We start from the raw sequence: 17324 nt of genomic DNA, 5'->3' as shown, positions 1-17324 counted from the left end.
TGCCGTACATCGATTTTTTATACGATTTCGAAAAACTGAAAGTTATGGTAATACCAAATCTTATTGAGACCTAAACTTGACTAATACCTATGATATGTAAGGATTGTGGCAAAGGCCTTGACCCCCATCAATATAAAGTTTCCAAGGAATCTTTGGGTGTTACACTCTGTGAAAGACATACAAAGCTTATCAAAAGAGTGATATTGAACAATAACACCCCTATTGAAGCCATTCATTTATTCTATGCCCTCAAAGAAGCCGGTTTACATCCGATGTTGGAATGGTGGGACGGAAAAAAATCGGTGGATATCGCAATTTCCAGAGTGAAACTGAATATTGAAATCGACCAAAACTACAACATGATTACCCACGAACAGGCCATAAACGACTTGGAAGATGCCATGCACTCGTTTAAGAATGGTTTTACCACTGTTAGGATTCCCCATTTGGCCATTAAGTACTATTTGGACGAAACCGTGGAGAATATCATAGGAATTGTAGAAGGACTAAAAGCGAATATAAAGGCCATTTAGTTGGAAAACTGAAGACTGTTCTCCTTTTTGCTTTCCTTGTATTCCAAGATGTTGATGACCACTGTGGCTTCGCCGATATTTTCCAAATCGTTGACGTAGTTTTTACCGCGATTTTCAAAATACTCAGTGTCCCCCGGGTTTAACTTGATCATATCGATTTTACCATTCCCGTACCGTGTAATCATCAAGCCGCCTGTGGTGCAGACCCAACCGTAATTGGTGTTGTGCTTTCTAAAATTAAGGCGTTCTCCGGGCATTAGGCATAAATCCCAAAGTTTTACCTCTTCATTTTCAAAGACCAATCGATTGCTTAGCGATTCTTTGATTTCCTGATGTAGCAACTCATCTATCTTCTCCAGCTCCCAAGGGTCAAAATTTCCCATGGGGTTCAACTCTACAAACTGCATGTTCCCTTATTTTTTTCAAAAACGGAGCGAAATTAGCATTTAAAAGTCTTGCCAACAGGGGTTTTAGCTATATTTAACGTAATCGCTGCATATCTTTTCTTGAAAGGACCTTAAACTATGGATTTGATGATAAACCCATAGTATATTTTTCATTTTCGGATTGCAGGTTGTCCTTTAATACACGGTGTAAATCAGCCCAACCACCCTTCTCTATCCAAACTTCTATATTGAATTGCTTCCGAAATATGGTTTTCCACCACATCCTGGGACCCTTCCAAGTCGGCAATGGTACGAGAAACCTTTAAGATCCTGTCGTAGGCCCTAGCCGACAGATTCAATCGTTGCATGGCTTCCTTCAAAAGATTCTTGGATGAATCGTTCAGTTTACAAAATTCCCGAATATGCTTGGTTCCCATTTGGGCATTGTAATGAATACCTTCAACATCGCCAAACCTTTGGGTCTGGAGGTCTCTTGCGGCTTCCACTCTTTTCCGGATGACCACACTGCTTTCCCCTCTTCTTTCTTCCGACAATTTGTCAAAAGGAACGGGAGTAACTTCGATATGAATATCTATCCTGTCCAATAAAGGGCCCGATATTTTACCTAGATACCGTTGCATTTCTGCTGGTGATGATGTAACGGGGGCATCAGGGTCGTTAAAATACCCTCCAGGACTGGGATTCATGCTCGCCACCAGCATAAAACTACTGGGATAGGTTACCGTAAATTGGGCCCTCGCTATCGTGACTTCCCTATCCTCCATGGGTTGTCGCATCACTTCCAACACACGTCGTTCAAATTCGGGGAGTTCATCCAAAAAGAGAACACCATTATGTGCCAAGGAAATTTCACCTGGCTGTGGATAACTGCCCCCGCCTACCAAAGCAGCACTGCTAATGGTATGGTGCGGGTTACGGAAAGGCCGTTGGCTCATTAAGCCTTTGTTTTTTACCTTGCCCACCACACTGTGTATTTTGGTGGTCTCCAAGGCCTCGTGCAAGGTCATGGGCGGCAAAATGGACGGCAAACGCTTGGCCAACATGGTTTTCCCTGCTCCTGGCGGACCAATCAAAATAATATTATGTCCCCCGGCAGCCGCAATCTCCATACACCGCTTTATGCTTTCCTGACCTTTTACATCGGCAAAGTCAAATTCTGGCAGGTACTGTTGCTCGTAAAACGTTTTGCGGGTATCCACCACGGTTTGTTCCAGAGGAAGGTCGGCATCAAAGAAATCGATAACCTGCTTAATGCTTTCCACGCCATATACTTTCAGTCCATAGACCACAGCTGCTTCGTAGGCATTTTCCTTGGGTAGGATAAAGCCTTCAAAACCTTCTTGCTGGGCCTTTATGGCAATGGGAAGGGCACCTTTTATGGGTTGTAGGCTTCCATCCAAAGAAAGCTCTCCCATAATCAAGTAGTTTTCAATGTTTTCAGAACGAATCTGTCCAGATGCTGCCAAAATTCCTATAGCCAGCGTTAAATCGTAGGCCGAACCTTCTTTGCGCATATCGGCCGGAGCCATGTTGATGGTGATTTTTTTACCGGGAATTCGGTAATCGTTGTTCTGAAGGGCAGCCGCAATCCGAAAATTGCTTTCCTTGATGGCGTTATCCGGTAATCCCACCAAATGATACCCAATTCCTTTGTCGATATTGACCTCCACAACGATGGTGGTGGCCTCTATGCCGAAAACGGCACTTCCGTAAACTTTTGTGAGCATAAACTGTTTCTAATTGAAAAAGACTGAAAATGTAAACAATCTATGTTCAAGAAATGGTGCTCAATTGACGGATGCCCCTTTTGAATTGACGAATGCCCCTGCTGGGTTAACGAAAGGTCAAAATGGACGACGCGGTTTCTTCAATTTCTTGCTTGTTCATCATCATTTTACGGAACTCCCCATTCACGTACATTTGGGCTTGATCCTGATAATGCTCGCTGAACGGATTTCCCGACTGGCCGGTAGGCAAGATGCTGATGCTGTTCTCCACATCGGAAAAATCGATGATTCTTCGAGTGGATGGGCCTGAGTTTACTTTATAAAAACCTGTACTGTCATATGGAAAAGCAAGATTATTGATCACTTCTCGAGTTCCTTCCACAGGAAACGGACCTACGTTGAAATAGCTTCGTAAGGACTCCACTTGCCCAAATGGGTGTGGATGCTCAAGGGTGTGCAGTTTATCCCAGGTCCATTGGCTTGGGTCGGGGCCCAAATCTTCCACTAAAGAATTCCAAGCATCCGAAAAAGACTTCATCACCATGTCCTGTCTGGTTTCCACCACATCCGGAGTATTGATGTTATCCCACCATTTGGAGCTCTCAATGGAAGCACCCCAAGCAATCTGCCTTTTGAACAAGTGGGTGGACAAAAACTGTTTGAACATTTCCGTACCCATTTCATCCTCCACCGTATTTTTGACCATAAAATAGAGACTCCGATGGTACAAGGCCGGACTGGTACTGGTCAAGGAATACTTCCCATCCCAATTCCTCAGCGAATCTACCATCACCAATTGTTCCTCGGTCATTTTGGTCACATCAAACAATTTGATGAGTTCTGTGACCACTTCCGTATTTACGGGTGAGGTGACATCCAATATCATTTCAGAAACGGATTCTTTGTCCCAGTCGTTTTTCGCATCCAATAACTGTACTATGCGCTTGGCGCGATTTTCGGGCAAATAATAGCCGGGATATAGCATACCTGCAATGGAATCGGGTTGATTGTTGGCAGAGTAAACGTAATTCCATGATGGGTTTTCGGCCATTGGATTCTCCGAAAAATCCAGATATCTCAAAGGCTCCTCTTTTCCAGATGTCCCGTCCAACACAAACTTGGTGGACAAACTATCGGGCATTTGATAAAGTTTGGCTGTGGCCCACCAAGCTACATTGCCATCAGCATCACCGTACATTACGTTAAGTCCGGGCGCATGAATATTGGGCAAGGCACTTTTAAATTCTTCCATGTTTTTAGCGTGGCTAAGCCCATATAGCGCATGCATCACCATATTCTTGGGTTTCGTATATATCCAAGACATGCTTATGGGCCGCTCCCCGGATATTTGGTCGGCAATGTTGTTTAGCACCGGACCGTGATGTGTTTTTTTGTAGGAGAAGGCCACATCCTCCCCATCTTTTACCTTAATGGTTTTGTCAACCCATTGATAGGACTTCCAGCCTTCGGCTGTTTTATACTGTGTACTGTCCGATGGATTGGTTTCCTCATAATAAAAATCGATGTCATCATTTTCGAACATCGTAAGTCCATAGGCTATTTTTCGGTCGTGACCCAATAACGGAAACGGAACACCTGCCAAATGATAACCATATTTTTCATAGGTAGGAGTGCTCACGTGGGCCTCATACCAAACCGAGGGCTGTGCAAAACCGATATGCGGGTCGTTTGCCAAAATCACCTTGCCGTTTTTGGTTTTTTGCGGGGCTATCACCCAACTATTACTGCCTTCAAATTGAGGTATGGGCAATTTTTTCAATGCCTCATCCACACTTGCGGTAATTTGGGTTCCCAAGGTGTCGACCGACTCTCCTTTGTAATTTTTTATCCATACGGTAGAAGAATCGGAATCAATGGCCATGTCCTTCATGTAATCGTCACCCAATTTATTCCGTAAACTAGTAAGGAATGGGTCCGTTTTATGGGCCATGGCAAAACTAAAGGCCATATATCCCACCGCATTGTACACATCTTCAATGGTAAAGGGTTCTTTATCTATCCCGGTCAAGTAAAACTCTATGGGCGTGGGACCTTCTTCTATGAAAGCATTGATCCCATCCAAATAGGCTTGTGAAAGCACGATAGGCTCACTGCTTTTGTCCAATCCTTCCAATGTTTCCCTGGTATGCTCATCAATTCCAAGGGAGAGAAAAAACTTATCGGTCTTCACCATATCCTTCCCAAACACCTCGGAAAGTCTTCCTTTGGCCACCCTTCGCAAGAGCTCCATTTGCCACAAACGATCTTGGGCATGCACATATCCCAAAGCCTTAAGGGCATCTGCCTCATTCTCGGCATAAATATGGGGGATTCCGTAGGGGTCGAAATAAGTATTTACCTCACCGGAAAGGCCTGGAAGGGATTTTTCCCCTTCATAATCTGGTTTGAGACTGTTGATAAATAGGGCTACGCCAATAATGACAAGTAGAAGTAATCCTGCTAGAACAAGAAGAATCTTTTTGTACGTTTTCACGAAGATGGGTTAAGTCGATTAGTAGACCTAATGTATAATTATTTTTTTAGATGTTGAACAAAATTGATTGACAAATGTCAATTATTTATTCATGGACAGCTGATGTTTTTCCAAACCGGATTTTAACCATGCTTCATAGGTCTCCACATCCACATATTGGACGGCTTCGTTCAATATTTCCAAATCGGGTGACAACAGCACATAATAAGGTTGCGATGCCGCATTAAAGTTGATGGTTTGGAACGTGCCCCACTTTTGGCCAATGGTTTCAATGGCTTTTACCCGTCCTGAATCGTATTTAAAATCAAACTTTTCCGAATCCGGCAACTCCTTCCTATCATCCACATAAAGTGAAATAAGCACATACTCGTCCTTCAATAAAGGGTACACGCTTGAATCGCTCCATACATTTTCTTCCATTTTTCTGCAATTCACACAGGCCCATCCCGTAAAATCAAGCAAAATGGGTTTGTTCACTTCCTGTGCATAGGCAACGCCTTCCTCAAAGTCCTTAAAACAGTCCAAGCCTAGTGGACAATCACTTTCGGTTTCTACCACACTGTAAAAACCGGGAGGCGGAAATCCACTCAACAATTTCAATGCATTGATGTTGAACAGGCCAAGCGCCAAATACACAGTAAAAGCAAAGCTTATCAATCCAAAGATTTTTCTTGCAGGTGATAGGTTTTTTTTAGGCCCATCGTGGGGAAACCTGAACAATCCAAAGAGATAAAGGGTCATCAATACAAACAAGACCACCCAAATACCTACAAATATTTCCCGTTTCAAAATGCCCCAATTCCCTACCAAATCCGCATTGGATAAGAATTTAAAAGCTAAGGCCAGTTCCAAAAAGCCCAACACCACTTTCACCGTGGTCATCCATCCCCCTGATTTAGGTAGTGAATTCAACCAAGCCGGGAACATGGCAAACAAGGCAAAGGGCAAGGCCAAGGCCAAACCAAAACCGACCATCCCTGAAGTTAAATTGGTAGCTACATTTCCTTCTGCCAAGGTGGTACTGCCCAAGAGTCCACCCAAAATTGGTCCCGTACAGGAAAATGAAACGATGGCCAAGGTCAAGGCCATAAAAAAGATACCCAGTCCCCCTCCTACTTTGGAGGATGCCGAGTCCATCTTATTGGCCCAGGAACTCGGTAAGGTCAGCTCGTAGTAACCAAAGAAAGAAAAGGCAAAGAACACAAAAATGACAAAGAAAAACACATTGAGCCAGATATTGGTGGCGATGGTATTCAATATTTGAGAGTCCACCGAATTGAACAAATGGAACGGTAGACTAAGCAAGAAATAAATCAAAACGATGAAAAAACCATAGAGCAAAGCATTCGCAATACCCTTGGATTTCTGCTTGGTCTGTTTGGTGAAAAACGAAACTGTTAGCGGAATCATGGGGAAAACACAGGGCGTCAACAAGGCTATAAGTCCTCCGATAAAACCAAGCCCAAAGATTACCCAAAGGTTGGATTTACCTTCTGAATCGGTCACCCCATCTTGTTGGAGGAGTTCCTTATTCTTTAAATCGACCTTTAGCGATTCACCAAGAGCCACACTCCGTTCATCCAAGGAGGTCTCTTCTGCCACAAATCCACTTCCATCCAACGAAATTTGGAAGAATTCATCTACTGGGAGACACACCTCTTTACAAATCTGATAAAAGAGGTTTACAGAAATTTGATTTACCTCCGGGTCGAGGAGTTTAATTTTTTGGGTAAAAATGGCCTCTTCCTTAAAAAAGGTCTCATCAACTTCAAAAATATCACTGTATTCGGTGATGGTCTCACTCTCCTCTGTGACCCCGACCAATTCATAGGCTTCACCTACCTTTTCAAAAGTAAACTCACTGGGCAGGGCGCCACCTTCGGCCGTATGCTGGGAGTATACGTGCCATCCCTCCATAATTTTTCCCTTGAACACCAATTCATATTCGGTATCCGATAGCTGGCGAACCTCGTGGCTCCACACCGCAGGATTTTCATCCGTTTGGGCCAGAGCAACGCCTGTGCCAATAAACAATAGTCCAAAAAAGAGTACCAATAATCTCATAGCAACTGTGTAATCTTAATTATTTCGCGGGTCGATTCCTCCACTTTGAAGCGTTCATCCGCCCTTTTGCCAACGACCCAAACAATATCATCCGCGGAACAGAGCAACCATTGTTTTCCTTTGGAAACAACATCCATTTTTTCATCCTTGAAAAACTTGGACAATTTCTTTTTGCCCTGCATCCCAAAAGGGTAAAAATAGTCGCCTTTTTCCCAATATCTTAACAATAAGGGTGGGTTTAACTTTTCCTTATCCAAATAAACCACATTCTTCCCTGCTTTCTCCAACTTTTCAACCGATTCAATTTTTATCGATATCGGCAATTCACATGGGGTTCCGTCCAAATAGACAGGATATGATTCATTTACCCTATTTTCTTTTGGCGTTAGCAACAAACAATTTCTATCCTTCAACAATATATGAGTTTTTGAGACCACTTGCTTCCCACTCATTGCTGAAAGCAGTCCTTGCACATCTTCCCATTCAGAAAATCCATACTCCCGAAACAGATAATATAGATGGGCTTCCAAGGGTTTCAATTGTTTCAGTTCCGATATGCTGATTCTGATGATTTCATCTTCTGACTTGAAGAATTGAGATTTCAATGACTTGATATAGTGACTGATCAAGTCGTTGGTTTGACCCAGATGCTTTTGCGTGGACCGGAAATTTTGCAAAAAAGTTGGGTGCAGCTCCTTGAGCACGGGTACAATTTGATGACGAATCTTGTTTCTGAGGTATTTGCTACTTGCATTGCTGCTATCCTCACGCCATGCAAGACCAGCGGATTGGGCGTATTCCCGAATTTCATCCTGTGAGAAAGGGAGCAGCGGCCTTATGATTTTATCGTTCCTTTCAGGGATGCCCGTAAGTCCCGAAATCCCAGTGCCGCGAGATAAGTTAATCAGAAAGGTTTCCAAATTATCATCGGCATGGTGCGCTGTCAGTACGTAATCAAATCCATCAGTCTCCAAAAGCTCGGCAAACCAGTGGTAGCGAAGCTCGCGTGCCGCCATCTGAACGGAGCCGCCATGATTTTTCATGTGGCTTTCTAAATCAAACTGTTTCACAAAACAATGAGTTCCCATGTTCGATGCCCAATTGTTCACAAAATCCGCATCACCATCACTCTCTTTTCCCCTAAGCCCAAAGTTGCAGTGTGCCATAGCAATATGCAATTTGGTAGCTTTACACAAATGTGCCAATACCACGCTGTCCACTCCACCACTACAAGCAACCAACAGTTTCTTTTCTTTTAGAAAAGAAAAATTTTCGTTGATGTGTTGGTTGAACTTCTGGAGCATTTCGCAAATTTACGAATAAACATTATCCCTCTTCCAAAACCATGCGCATGGCTTTAGCTTTGAGCAGACACTCTTGATATTCCTTTTCAGGGTCCGATTGTGCAGTGATGGCACTCCCTACCGAATACGAAACATATTTTTTGGAGGCATTGTACAAAATACTTCGGATAACCACATTGAAATCAAAATTCCCATGGGGATCAAAATAGCCCACGGTACCACTGTATAGTCCCCGTTTGGTCTCTTCCAAATCTTCAATGATTTTCATGGCCGATATTTTCGGGGCGCCCGTCATACTTCCCATAGGGAAAGTTTCCCTAATGAGGTCAATAGATGACTTGTTTTCCGGAACCTGGGCCACTATGGTAGAAATCAACTGATGTACTTGCTTAAAAGTATAAGGTTTGCAGAGTTCTTCAACCTGAACGGATCCCTTGACCGCACTTTTAGAAAGATCGTTGCGCACCAAATCTGTAATCATGATGTTCTCCGAACGTTCTTTTTTATCCAAGCTAAGGGATTCTTTGATCTGCTCATCTTCCAGCTTGTCCTCACCTCTTCGAGCAGTGCCTTTAATGGGCTGTGAAATCACCTTTGTGCCTATCCTTTTAAGATAGCGCTCTGGAGAAGCGCACATCAAATACTTGTCCGAAAAACGGGCGAATACGGCAAAAGGAGGTTCCGAAATACGATTCAGTTTTTGATAGGTTGCCCAAGGATCCAATTGAAACTCCTCGGCATAAAATTCTTGACAAAAATTGGCCTCGTAAATATCTCCCCTATGCATGTGCTCCAAGAATTGGTGTGCCTTTTCGAAGTAGGCATCCTTATGGATTCGCATCTTTATTTTGATGGTTTCACGAGGCTTCAAAGCGTCACCCTTGCTTTTTGTGTCATGGATTTCGGCAAAATCCGATTCTATTTCATGCCCAATAGCATCCAAATACTTAAAATGGAGCTGTCCATCCTTCAACACTATTAATTTTTGGGGTTGAAAGAATTGTATCATTGGAAAATCCACACCATCGATGTGAGATGAGGTCAAGTCTTCCAATGTATTCTTCAAATCATAAGAAAAATAGCCAAAGAGCCAATCTGGTGTTTGCTTTAAAAATGATTCGATTTCTTGTAAGTCGTTGCAAAATGTTGATGCCCCAACGGCGAGGCAGGCCTCGAAACTGGAATAAGGCTCGTGGTGAGAGTTACTGTCCAGCCAAACCACATGCTCCTGTTTTTTGGACCACTGGAGCAAGGATTCTTTGCACCGAGGTACCGAGCTTATGTTAAATGACCTAGTCGTCCGCAAGGGCTTTTAGTTTAGTGAATCCAAGAACGATTGTACTGCACTCTGGTGCTCGGCCTTAAGGTCTTTATCCAAAATGCCATCCTCGCTAAAATTATCGTAAAAGGAGGGCAATGAAAATGTGGCCACTACCTCGGCTCCAAAGCGTGGCAACATACCCTCAATCACCCCCAGTGAACCTTTTGCCCCCCGTTTACCGCCCGATGTGGACATCAGAAGCACCTTGGTGCCTTCCAAGAAATTCCGTTCCATTCGGGACAACCAATCCAAAAGGTTTTTAAAGTAAGCAGATGGATTCCCGTTATGCTCATTTACCGATAAGATGATACCATCAGCTTGGGCTATATGCCTCTTAAATTGGGTAAGTGCATCGGAGTACCCTTTTTCCTTTTCGAGGTCTTCACTGTACATTGGAAAAGGGTGTTCTGCTAGGTCCAAGGTCTGTACATCATGATTTTCCACCATAGTGGCCGTTAGTTTTACCAATTTAAAATTAATGGAAGTTGAAGAATTGCTCCCGGCAAATGCCAAAATTGCAGCCATAGCCCAATATCGTTGATTGTTTCGCTAAAATACCGCAATTGATACAGAGATGTAACTATTTTCCATATTTTTGGGGCCAGAAACATCCAAACTGCTTGCTAGTTAAGTATATAGGGTGAAGTTGAATTTGATGACAGCCAACGAAAACAGATTGTTTTTTATTGATGCCATGCGTGCCTGGGCCATTTTAATGATGCTGCAAGGGCATTTTATCGATGGTCTTTTGGATCCTGTTTTCAGGGACCCCAACAATCCTGTATATGCGGTCTGGCTATACTTTAGAGGCATCACAGCGCCAGTTTTCTTTACGGTTTCCGGTTTTATTTTTACCTATCTTTTAATTCGATCTCCAAAAAATGGCATGGACAATCCAAGGGTTGCGAAAGGTATACGCCGAGGATTACAATTATTGCTGATCGGATATTTGTTGCGACTCAATCTTGGCGGGCTGCTCAAAGGAGAGGTCTATAGCTCTTTTTATTTGGTGGATGTGCTTCACTGCATCGGACTTTCCATCTTGGGTCTCATTGGAATTTACTTGCTCACGGCCCAAAAGAAAAAATACGTTTTCCCGCTGGTTTTGGTATCGACTACCGTACTTCTCTTTTTGTTCGAAAGGACGTATAAAGAATGGTCGTTCTTCTTTTTGCCAGATTTTCTCGCGAATTACTTTACAAAGGCGAATGGGTCGGTGTTTACCATCATTCCTTGGTTTGGCTACGCCACCATAGGTGCATTTATTTCTGTGCTGTTCACGCAATTCAAAAATCACAGATATTTGTATCCAGCTGCCATTTCCATCGCCTTATCGATTGGCTATTTGTTTATTTATCAATCCACTCCCTTTTTTACGGCCGTGTATGAATTGACAGGATTGGGCTTCCTAAAATTATTGTTGACCAATAACTACCTTTTTATCCGTCTAGGGGATGTATTTGTGGTATTTGCCGTGTTTATGATACTGCGTAAATTAATGACCAACAAAACCGTTTTGAATATCGGGGCAAGCACCTTGTCCATTTATGTGATTCACTTTGTAATTCTTTACGGAAGTTTGACAGGTTTGGGACTGTACCGATTTTTCAATAACTCCCTTGCGCCTGAAATTGTGGTTCCCGGAGCACTCCTATTTATGATAGTCTGCACGTTTTTAGCCTTACAATACAACAGGCACGAGGCGCATATCAAATCCCAGATTTCTTGGGGAATTTCCTTTGCCAAATTGCAAGTTGTAGAAGTTAAGGAGTTGACCTTGCCCCTATTGAAAGAGCTCGTTGGCCGCCTTCATCTTTTCCTAAAGCGTGTTTTACGTACGGTCCGAAGCTAAAAAAAGCATCCAATCCTAAGATTGAATGCTTTTGATTGGTATGATTATATTTCAACCAAACCTTTCTCGATACATTTTTTTTTGCCTGAGTTCAAAAAAACACTCCAAATGACAAGTATTCAACAAAATGAATACCTGCCAATTCGACTTTTTAGTTACACATGCAATGCTCTATCATCTGTGGCTGCCAAGGCAGCTTCCTTAACGGCTTCGGCAAAAGTGGGGTGCGCATGGCTCATTCGTGAAATATCCTCAGCGGAAGCCCTGAACTCCATGGCGGTAACTCCTTCGGCAATCAAATCGGCACAACGTGCTCCAATCATATGAATACCCAGTACCTCATCCGTCTTCTTGTCGGCTAGGATTTTTACAAACCCATCAATATCCATACTGGCTCTAGCCCTACCCAATGCGCGCATGGGAAACTGCCCTGATTTATATTCGATGCCTTCTTCCTTCAATTGCTCCTCGGTTTTCCCGACTGCAGCAACTTCTGGCCAAGTATACACAACCCCTGGAATCAAATTATAATCGATATGGGGCTTTTGTCCGGCCAACAATTCAGCCACCATGGTTCCTTCTTCCTCTGCTTTGTGGGCCAACATGGCACCTTTCACCACATCACCAATGGCATAAATGTTGGAAACGTTGGTTTGTAGGTGATCGTTTACTTCAACACGGCCCCTATCGTCCAATTTCACACCGGCTGCTTCTGCATTTAATCCGTCCGTGTAAGGTTTACGCCCCACACTTACCAGGCAGTAATCGCCCGTAAGGGTGACTTCCTCACCTTTTTTATCGTCAGCTTTTACAATGACCTCGTCACCTTTGCGCTCCACGGATTTTACCTTGTGGGATAGGTTGAACTTTACCTTTTGCTTTTTCATGACCTTGGTGAGTTCCTTGGACAAAGCTCCATCCATACCGGGGATGATCCTATCCATGTACTCCACAACGGTTACCTCTGCACCCAACCTTTTATATACTTGGCCCAATTCCAGACCAATAACCCCACCGCCAATCACGATCATGTGCTTTGGGATTTCTTTGAGTTTTAATGCCTCGGTGGAAGTGATGATACGTTCTTTATCAATTTCGATAAAAGGCAATGAAGCAGGTTTGGAGCCTGTCGCAATAATGATGTTTTTGGCCTCGATGGTTTCCTCTCCATCCTCTTTGGCGATTTTCACATGGGTGGCATCCTTAAAGCTCCCTACCCCATGGTAAACATCAATCTTGTTTTTGTCCATCAAAAACTCGATGCCTTTGGTAGTTTGGTCCACAACACCCTGTTTGCGGGCTATCATTTGTTCCAAGTTGACCTTAACCTCTCCCGGAATTTCTATTCCATGCTCCTCAAAATGCTTTACGGCATCTTCATAATGGTGCGAAGAGTCCAAGAGCGCCTTGGAAGGGATACATCCAACGTTAAGACAGGTGCCGCCCAAGGTTGCATATTTCTCTATTATGGCCGTTTTCATTCCCAATTGGGCACAACGAATGGCCGCCACATAGCCTCCTGGTCCAGAGCCGATGATGGCTACATCATATTGATTCATATTCTATTTTTTGAAAGGATAATTGCTAATCAGATTTGTATGTTACAAAACGATTGTAAAAATACAAATGTTTTTTGGGACGGCATCAATAGACTGTTTCCTAAAATATGTACGGAAGTCGATAGTGTTGTTTTTATTCAGCAGTGGGCATTTTTCAGTTTGTAGTATGAAGTCGGGATTTATGGGTTATTAGTTTAGAGTTGCGGGGTTTGATATTACGAGTTTAGTCTTGTTTTGAACTTGAACTTGAAATTGAATTTTTCCTGATATATGAGATTCCATAACGCACTAATTGGTATGGCACTATGAAACAAAAAAAACCACCGAGGACCCGAAGGTCGCCCGGTGGAAAAATAACCCAACGTAAGACTTGTCAGTATAATTTTTTATTCTGTCGCTTCTTCTTCCTCTTCTTCTGGACAGTCAGCTTCTGCTTGCAATTCCCCAGTCAAGGCCCAATTATGGTTTATGGTAAGGCTTTGAATGGCTTCCACCACCTCTGGTCCGCAAATGGAAAGTCCATCAACACCTACGGTGATGTTCTTTGGGCCCTCATTCTCATCCACATACTCGCTCCAGCCAATCAATGTAGCATTAAGGTTCGCGGCAGACATACCGCTATTGTCCAACATAAATTCCATGGTGAAGACACTTCCGACGTCCCATCCGCCCAAATTCTGGTCAAAAGCGGTAGCACCGTCAAACATATTCTCAACGTCTGTGACCTGTGCCATATCCCAACTGCCAATGTTTTGGTTAAAGGAAGTTGCTCCCAGGAACATGGTACTCATCGCCAATACATTGCCGGTATTCCAATCCCCAATATTCTGATTGAACGAAACTGCATCTTGAAACATCCCTCTCATGTTCATAACATTGCTCGTGTCCCAGCTACCAATACTTTGATTAAATGATGAAGCTCCCGCGAACATAGTCTGCATAGTAGTGACATTACCGGTGTTCCAGCTTCCCATGGCTCCATTGAATGAAGATGCATTTGAGTACATGGATCTCATTGAGGTGACTTCGGAAAGGTCGGGTGTATCCGTGGCAGTGAATCCAGTCAACTTAGAACAGTCAATAAAAGACCTCTCCATCGTCTGCCATTTCTGGGAACCCCATTGCACCACGTTCAGTAGGGATTCCTTGCTTGGACCATCTGCGCTGAACATATGAAGGGCCGGGAACTGCCCCTTGATCGCTACCTTATAGTTTCCGCCAGTACTGTATTCGTGCGTAGGATTTTGTTGCGTTACCACTTCCAGACCCGAACCGTCGCCCCAGTCTACGGTAAAATCATAGTCATAGTCCATGTTGGTACCTATGGTCAGCGTTTGTTCATCGACCACCTCCCATTCAGTAATAAAGGCCGCGGGATCTTCAAAAAGGGTCTCGATGACGTTTGCCACTTCAATGGTAATGCTATTGCTAATCGGATTGGTGATTCCATCGGTCACAGTTACCGTGATGCTATGCTGTGGTTTGGTCTCAAAATCGAGGTTCTTTCCGGTGGCAAGGCTCAACTGGCCATCACTGGTCAACTCGAACAGATCACCATCATTTGCTGTTAAACTAAAGCTAAGTGCGTTCCCATCCGCATCAAAGGCTTTCACAAGTCCGATGATGTCACTATCGGAAATATCCTCGGAAGGGTTAAAACTTTGCGCTACCATAACAGGGCCTCGATTGGTGGCAATGGGATACCCCGCATCGTCCTCGGCACAGGACCAGAAAAGGCCCAGTGCCATGAAGGACAGTATTATGTTTTTGATATTCATAAGTTCTTTTTTTAAGTTTTATTCTTGAATTTTGGATTGCTGTAAGTGCATACACTGTTAAAAGCAAGGTGCTGAACCTCCATCCGTAATATTCCAACCGTTATTGTTTGCCAAAATACTTTCCCTTGCAGAAATGGTCTCAAAATCATTACAATAAGGAATCTCACTAGCCCCCAGGTTTACACCATCCGGGATATTTTCATTACCCAAACTGGCCCAACCACGTAGCGTAGCACTATAGTTTAAGGTACTCATGCCGCTGTTATTAAACATATTAACCATGTTTTGCATACTAAAAATTTCCCAAACACCAAGATTTTGGTTGAAATTGACTGCGCCTGCGAACATCACAAACATGTCAGTAACCTCACGTACATCCCATCCGCTGATATCTTGATTGAAACTAGCAGCCCCATTAAACATCCCAGACATGTTTTCTACGTTGCCTACTACCCATCCACCAATGTCTTGATTGAAAGAATCCGCACCATTAAACATACCAACCATATTGGTAACATTAGTTACGACCCAACCACCAATATTGGAGTTAAAATTAATTGCGCCATCAAACATGGAGACCATGTTTGTTACATTGCCCACATTCCAACCACTCAAATCACCATTGAAGCTGGAAGCTTGTAAAAACACATTTTTCATATTGGTTACATTGGAAACATCCCACTGTGAAATGTCACCATTAAATGTACTTGCAAATGCGAACATGCCCTCCATAGACTTGACTTGTGACAAGTCCGGAGATTTGTTATCACCAAAATTTTCCAAATTAACACATTGTATGAATGCGTATTCCATGGATTGCCATTGCTGCGTTCCCCATTGTACCACATCAATCAAAGCACCTTGACTCAACAAATTGGATTGGTTCATCATTATTGCAGGGAACTGCCCATTAATGGCCACTGTGTAGGTGTCAGCGTTTTCATAGACATGTGAAGGATTTTGGTCCGTACGCTGTTCTATGGTACCGTCTCCCCAATCGATGGTATAGTCGTAGCTAAAATCTGGATTGGTACCAATGATCAATTCCTGTCCATCGGTTTCCACATTCCAAGTGGTGATGAAAGATGCTGGATCGTCGAAAATATCCCCGTCGTCCAGAACATTTATGGTTACGGTAATTTGGACCTCATTAACTCCATCGCTGATGCTTACCACAATGGTGTGCTGCTCAGCAGTCTCAAAATCCAAACTTTGTCCTTCTGCCAAAACGACTTCTCCATTACCGGTCACCGCAAACAAGCCGTCTTCATCCTCTACAATTTCATAGGTCAATGGTTCTCCTTCGGGATCAGTTGCTTCAAGGTTGCCAATGAGCTCGCCTTCAGGAAGCGTTTCAATAATGTCATCAAAAACCCTATCCTCGGCTATGGGCGCCTCGTTAACATCAAGAACATTAATGCTTAAAGTTATCTCTACCGGCACATTGACACCATCACCTACCGTTATGGTAAGGGTATAGTCCTCCTTGGTCTCAAAATCCAATACCGCTCCTTCTACCAAGGTAAGCTCTCCAGTATCAGACAAGATGAAAAGGTCATCGTCGTTCTCAGTGATGAGAAACGTGAGGTCATCCTCTTCAGGGTCCGTGGCCACTACGGTACCTATCACTTCGTCATCAGCAATATCCTCATTGACCTCAAATTCTTGGTTTTCGGCCAAAGGTGGCTGATTTTCTGGGTCTTCTTGGATTACCTTAATAGTTAGAGTCCCCTTCCTTCCTACAACACCATCATGAACATATACATCCAGAACATGTTCTTCTTGAACCGCATAACTTAAGGTTTTACCTGCTGCCAAGAACAGGTTGCCATTTTTGGCTACTTCAAACAGTCCACTGGACTCCTGAATCAAGGAAAATTCCAAAGCATCCTTGTCTTTATCCGTTGCCTGTATCTTACCTATCAATTGACCGTCAGGAAAATTCTCTGGCACGGTAAAGGTTTGGCTGGGCAGAACGGGCGCATTGTTGATCAAAACGGAATCGGGTTCGTTGGGCTCGCAAGACCACAAAACCACGAACGAAACCATGATCAGAAATAAAAATCTAGCTTTCATACTTATATATTTTGAAGGCTAAGGTCTACAATGCCATTGAATTTTTCGGGTGCCAATTGACGGATGCCCCTTCTGATCTGACGGATGCCCCTTCTGATCTGACGGATGCGTTTTTGGGATATCGGTTTTTTGGGTGGGATTTGGGTAATTTAGATGAAAGGAAAGAGACAAGAGTCAGGAATCAAGAAAAAGGGAGCAAAAGTCTATGG

The 17324-nt window shown here is 43.4% G+C and carries 12 protein-coding genes; 2 read left to right on the top strand and 10 right to left on the bottom strand.

Translation table 11 applies throughout. The annotated features are described in order from the left end of the window. Positions 1-89: 89 nt before the first annotated feature. Positions 90-533, top strand: coding sequence for a hypothetical protein (locus tag EO130_RS12195; RefSeq protein ID WP_127141781.1), 444 nt, complete (start codon positions 90-92; stop codon positions 531-533). Here EO130_RS12195 and EO130_RS12190 read toward each other — a convergent pair. The 7 genes from EO130_RS12190 to EO130_RS12160 all read right to left on the bottom strand — a co-directional run bounded on the left by EO130_RS12190 (position 530) and on the right by EO130_RS12160 (position 10375). Beyond that, positions 530-940, bottom strand: a complete 411-nt coding sequence (locus EO130_RS12190; RefSeq protein WP_127141780.1) for a hypothetical protein — start codon at positions 938-940, stop codon at positions 530-532. The genes EO130_RS12195 and EO130_RS12190 overlap by 4 nt on opposite strands. 191 nt (positions 941-1131) lie before the next feature. Next, positions 1132-2667, bottom strand: a complete 1536-nt coding sequence (locus tag EO130_RS12185; protein ID WP_127141779.1) for a YifB family Mg chelatase-like AAA ATPase — start codon at positions 2665-2667, stop codon at positions 1132-1134. 106 nt (positions 2668-2773) lie between these two features. Beyond that, positions 2774-5161 (bottom strand): penicillin acylase family protein, encoded by a 2388-nt coding sequence (locus EO130_RS12180; RefSeq protein WP_127141778.1) that lies wholly within the window; start codon positions 5159-5161, stop codon positions 2774-2776. Positions 5162-5242: 81 nt separating this feature from the next. Then, on the bottom strand, positions 5243-7225 hold the full coding sequence (locus EO130_RS12175; RefSeq protein ID WP_127141777.1) for a protein-disulfide reductase DsbD family protein: 1983 nt from the start codon (positions 7223-7225) through the stop codon (positions 5243-5245). Continuing rightward, positions 7222-8529: a tRNA lysidine(34) synthetase TilS gene (tilS, locus tag EO130_RS12170; RefSeq protein WP_127141776.1), complete on the bottom strand. Its 1308-nt coding sequence runs from the start codon at positions 8527-8529 to the stop codon at positions 7222-7224. Before tilS ends, EO130_RS12175 begins: the two co-directional genes overlap by 4 nt. A gap of 22 nt (positions 8530-8551) precedes the next feature. Then, complete coding sequence (locus tag EO130_RS12165) at positions 8552-9835, bottom strand: anthranilate synthase component I family protein (protein WP_127141775.1); 1284 nt, start codon at positions 9833-9835, stop codon at positions 8552-8554. Between the two features lie 6 nt (positions 9836-9841). Continuing rightward, the gene (locus EO130_RS12160; protein WP_127141774.1) at positions 9842-10375 is read right to left on the bottom strand and encodes an NADPH-dependent FMN reductase; all 534 of its coding nucleotides are present in this window, start codon (positions 10373-10375) and stop codon (positions 9842-9844) included. A gap of 130 nt (positions 10376-10505) precedes the next feature. Between EO130_RS12160 and EO130_RS12155 the strand changes: the two genes are divergently transcribed. Next, positions 10506-11702: a heparan-alpha-glucosaminide N-acetyltransferase domain-containing protein gene (locus tag EO130_RS12155; protein WP_127141773.1), complete on the top strand. Its 1197-nt coding sequence runs from the start codon at positions 10506-10508 to the stop codon at positions 11700-11702. 155 nt (positions 11703-11857) lie between these two features. Here the strand turns inward: EO130_RS12155 and lpdA are convergent, their stop codons facing one another. The 3 genes from lpdA to EO130_RS12140 all read right to left on the bottom strand — a co-directional run bounded on the left by lpdA (position 11858) and on the right by EO130_RS12140 (position 17115). After that, entirely contained in the window at positions 11858-13261 is a 1404-nt protein-coding gene (gene lpdA, locus EO130_RS12150) for a dihydrolipoyl dehydrogenase (RefSeq protein WP_127141772.1), read from the bottom strand. A gap of 386 nt (positions 13262-13647) precedes the next feature. After that, a complete protein-coding gene (locus EO130_RS12145; RefSeq protein ID WP_127141771.1) occupies positions 13648-15039 on the bottom strand; it encodes a BspA family leucine-rich repeat surface protein in 1392 nt (463 codons plus the stop codon). 57 nt (positions 15040-15096) lie between these two features. Beyond that, positions 15097-17115 carry a BspA family leucine-rich repeat surface protein gene (locus EO130_RS12140; protein ID WP_127141770.1) on the bottom strand — a complete coding sequence of 673 codons (2019 nt, stop codon included), beginning with the start codon at positions 17113-17115 and terminating at the stop codon, positions 15097-15099. Positions 17116-17324: the final 209 nt, after the last annotated feature.

Origin of the sequence: Flagellimonas marinaquae (genome assembly GCF_003992675.1) — a bacterium.
GTDB lineage: Bacteria > Bacteroidota > Bacteroidia > Flavobacteriales > Flavobacteriaceae > Flagellimonas > Flagellimonas marinaquae.
The sequence above is the reverse complement of the archived record's forward strand: the minus strand, read 5'-3'. Positions and strand labels throughout refer to the sequence as shown.

Bases quoted from the DNA above. Each gene is read 5' to 3' on its own strand.
- EO130_RS12195 (WP_127141781.1), top strand. From the start codon at position 90: ATGATATGTAAGGATTGTGGCAAAGGCCTTGACCCCCATCAATATAAA.
- EO130_RS12190 (WP_127141780.1), bottom strand. From the start codon at position 940: ATGCAGTTTGTAGAGTTGAACCCCATGGGAAATTTTGACCCTTGGGAG.
- EO130_RS12185 (WP_127141779.1), bottom strand. From the start codon at position 2,667: ATGCTCACAAAAGTTTACGGAAGTGCCGTTTTCGGCATAGAGGCCACC.
- EO130_RS12175 (WP_127141777.1), bottom strand. From the start codon at position 7,225: ATGAGATTATTGGTACTCTTTTTTGGACTATTGTTTATTGGCACAGGC.
- tilS (WP_127141776.1), bottom strand. From the start codon at position 8,529: ATGCTCCAGAAGTTCAACCAACACATCAACGAAAATTTTTCTTTTCTA.
- EO130_RS12160 (WP_127141774.1), bottom strand. From the start codon at position 10,375: ATGGCTGCAATTTTGGCATTTGCCGGGAGCAATTCTTCAACTTCCATT.
- EO130_RS12155 (WP_127141773.1), top strand. From the start codon at position 10,506: ATGACAGCCAACGAAAACAGATTGTTTTTTATTGATGCCATGCGTGCC.
- lpdA (WP_127141772.1), bottom strand. From the start codon at position 13,261: ATGAATCAATATGATGTAGCCATCATCGGCTCTGGACCAGGAGGCTAT.
- EO130_RS12145 (WP_127141771.1), bottom strand. From the start codon at position 15,039: ATGAATATCAAAAACATAATACTGTCCTTCATGGCACTGGGCCTTTTC.
- EO130_RS12140 (WP_127141770.1), bottom strand. From the start codon at position 17,115: ATGAAAGCTAGATTTTTATTTCTGATCATGGTTTCGTTCGTGGTTTTG.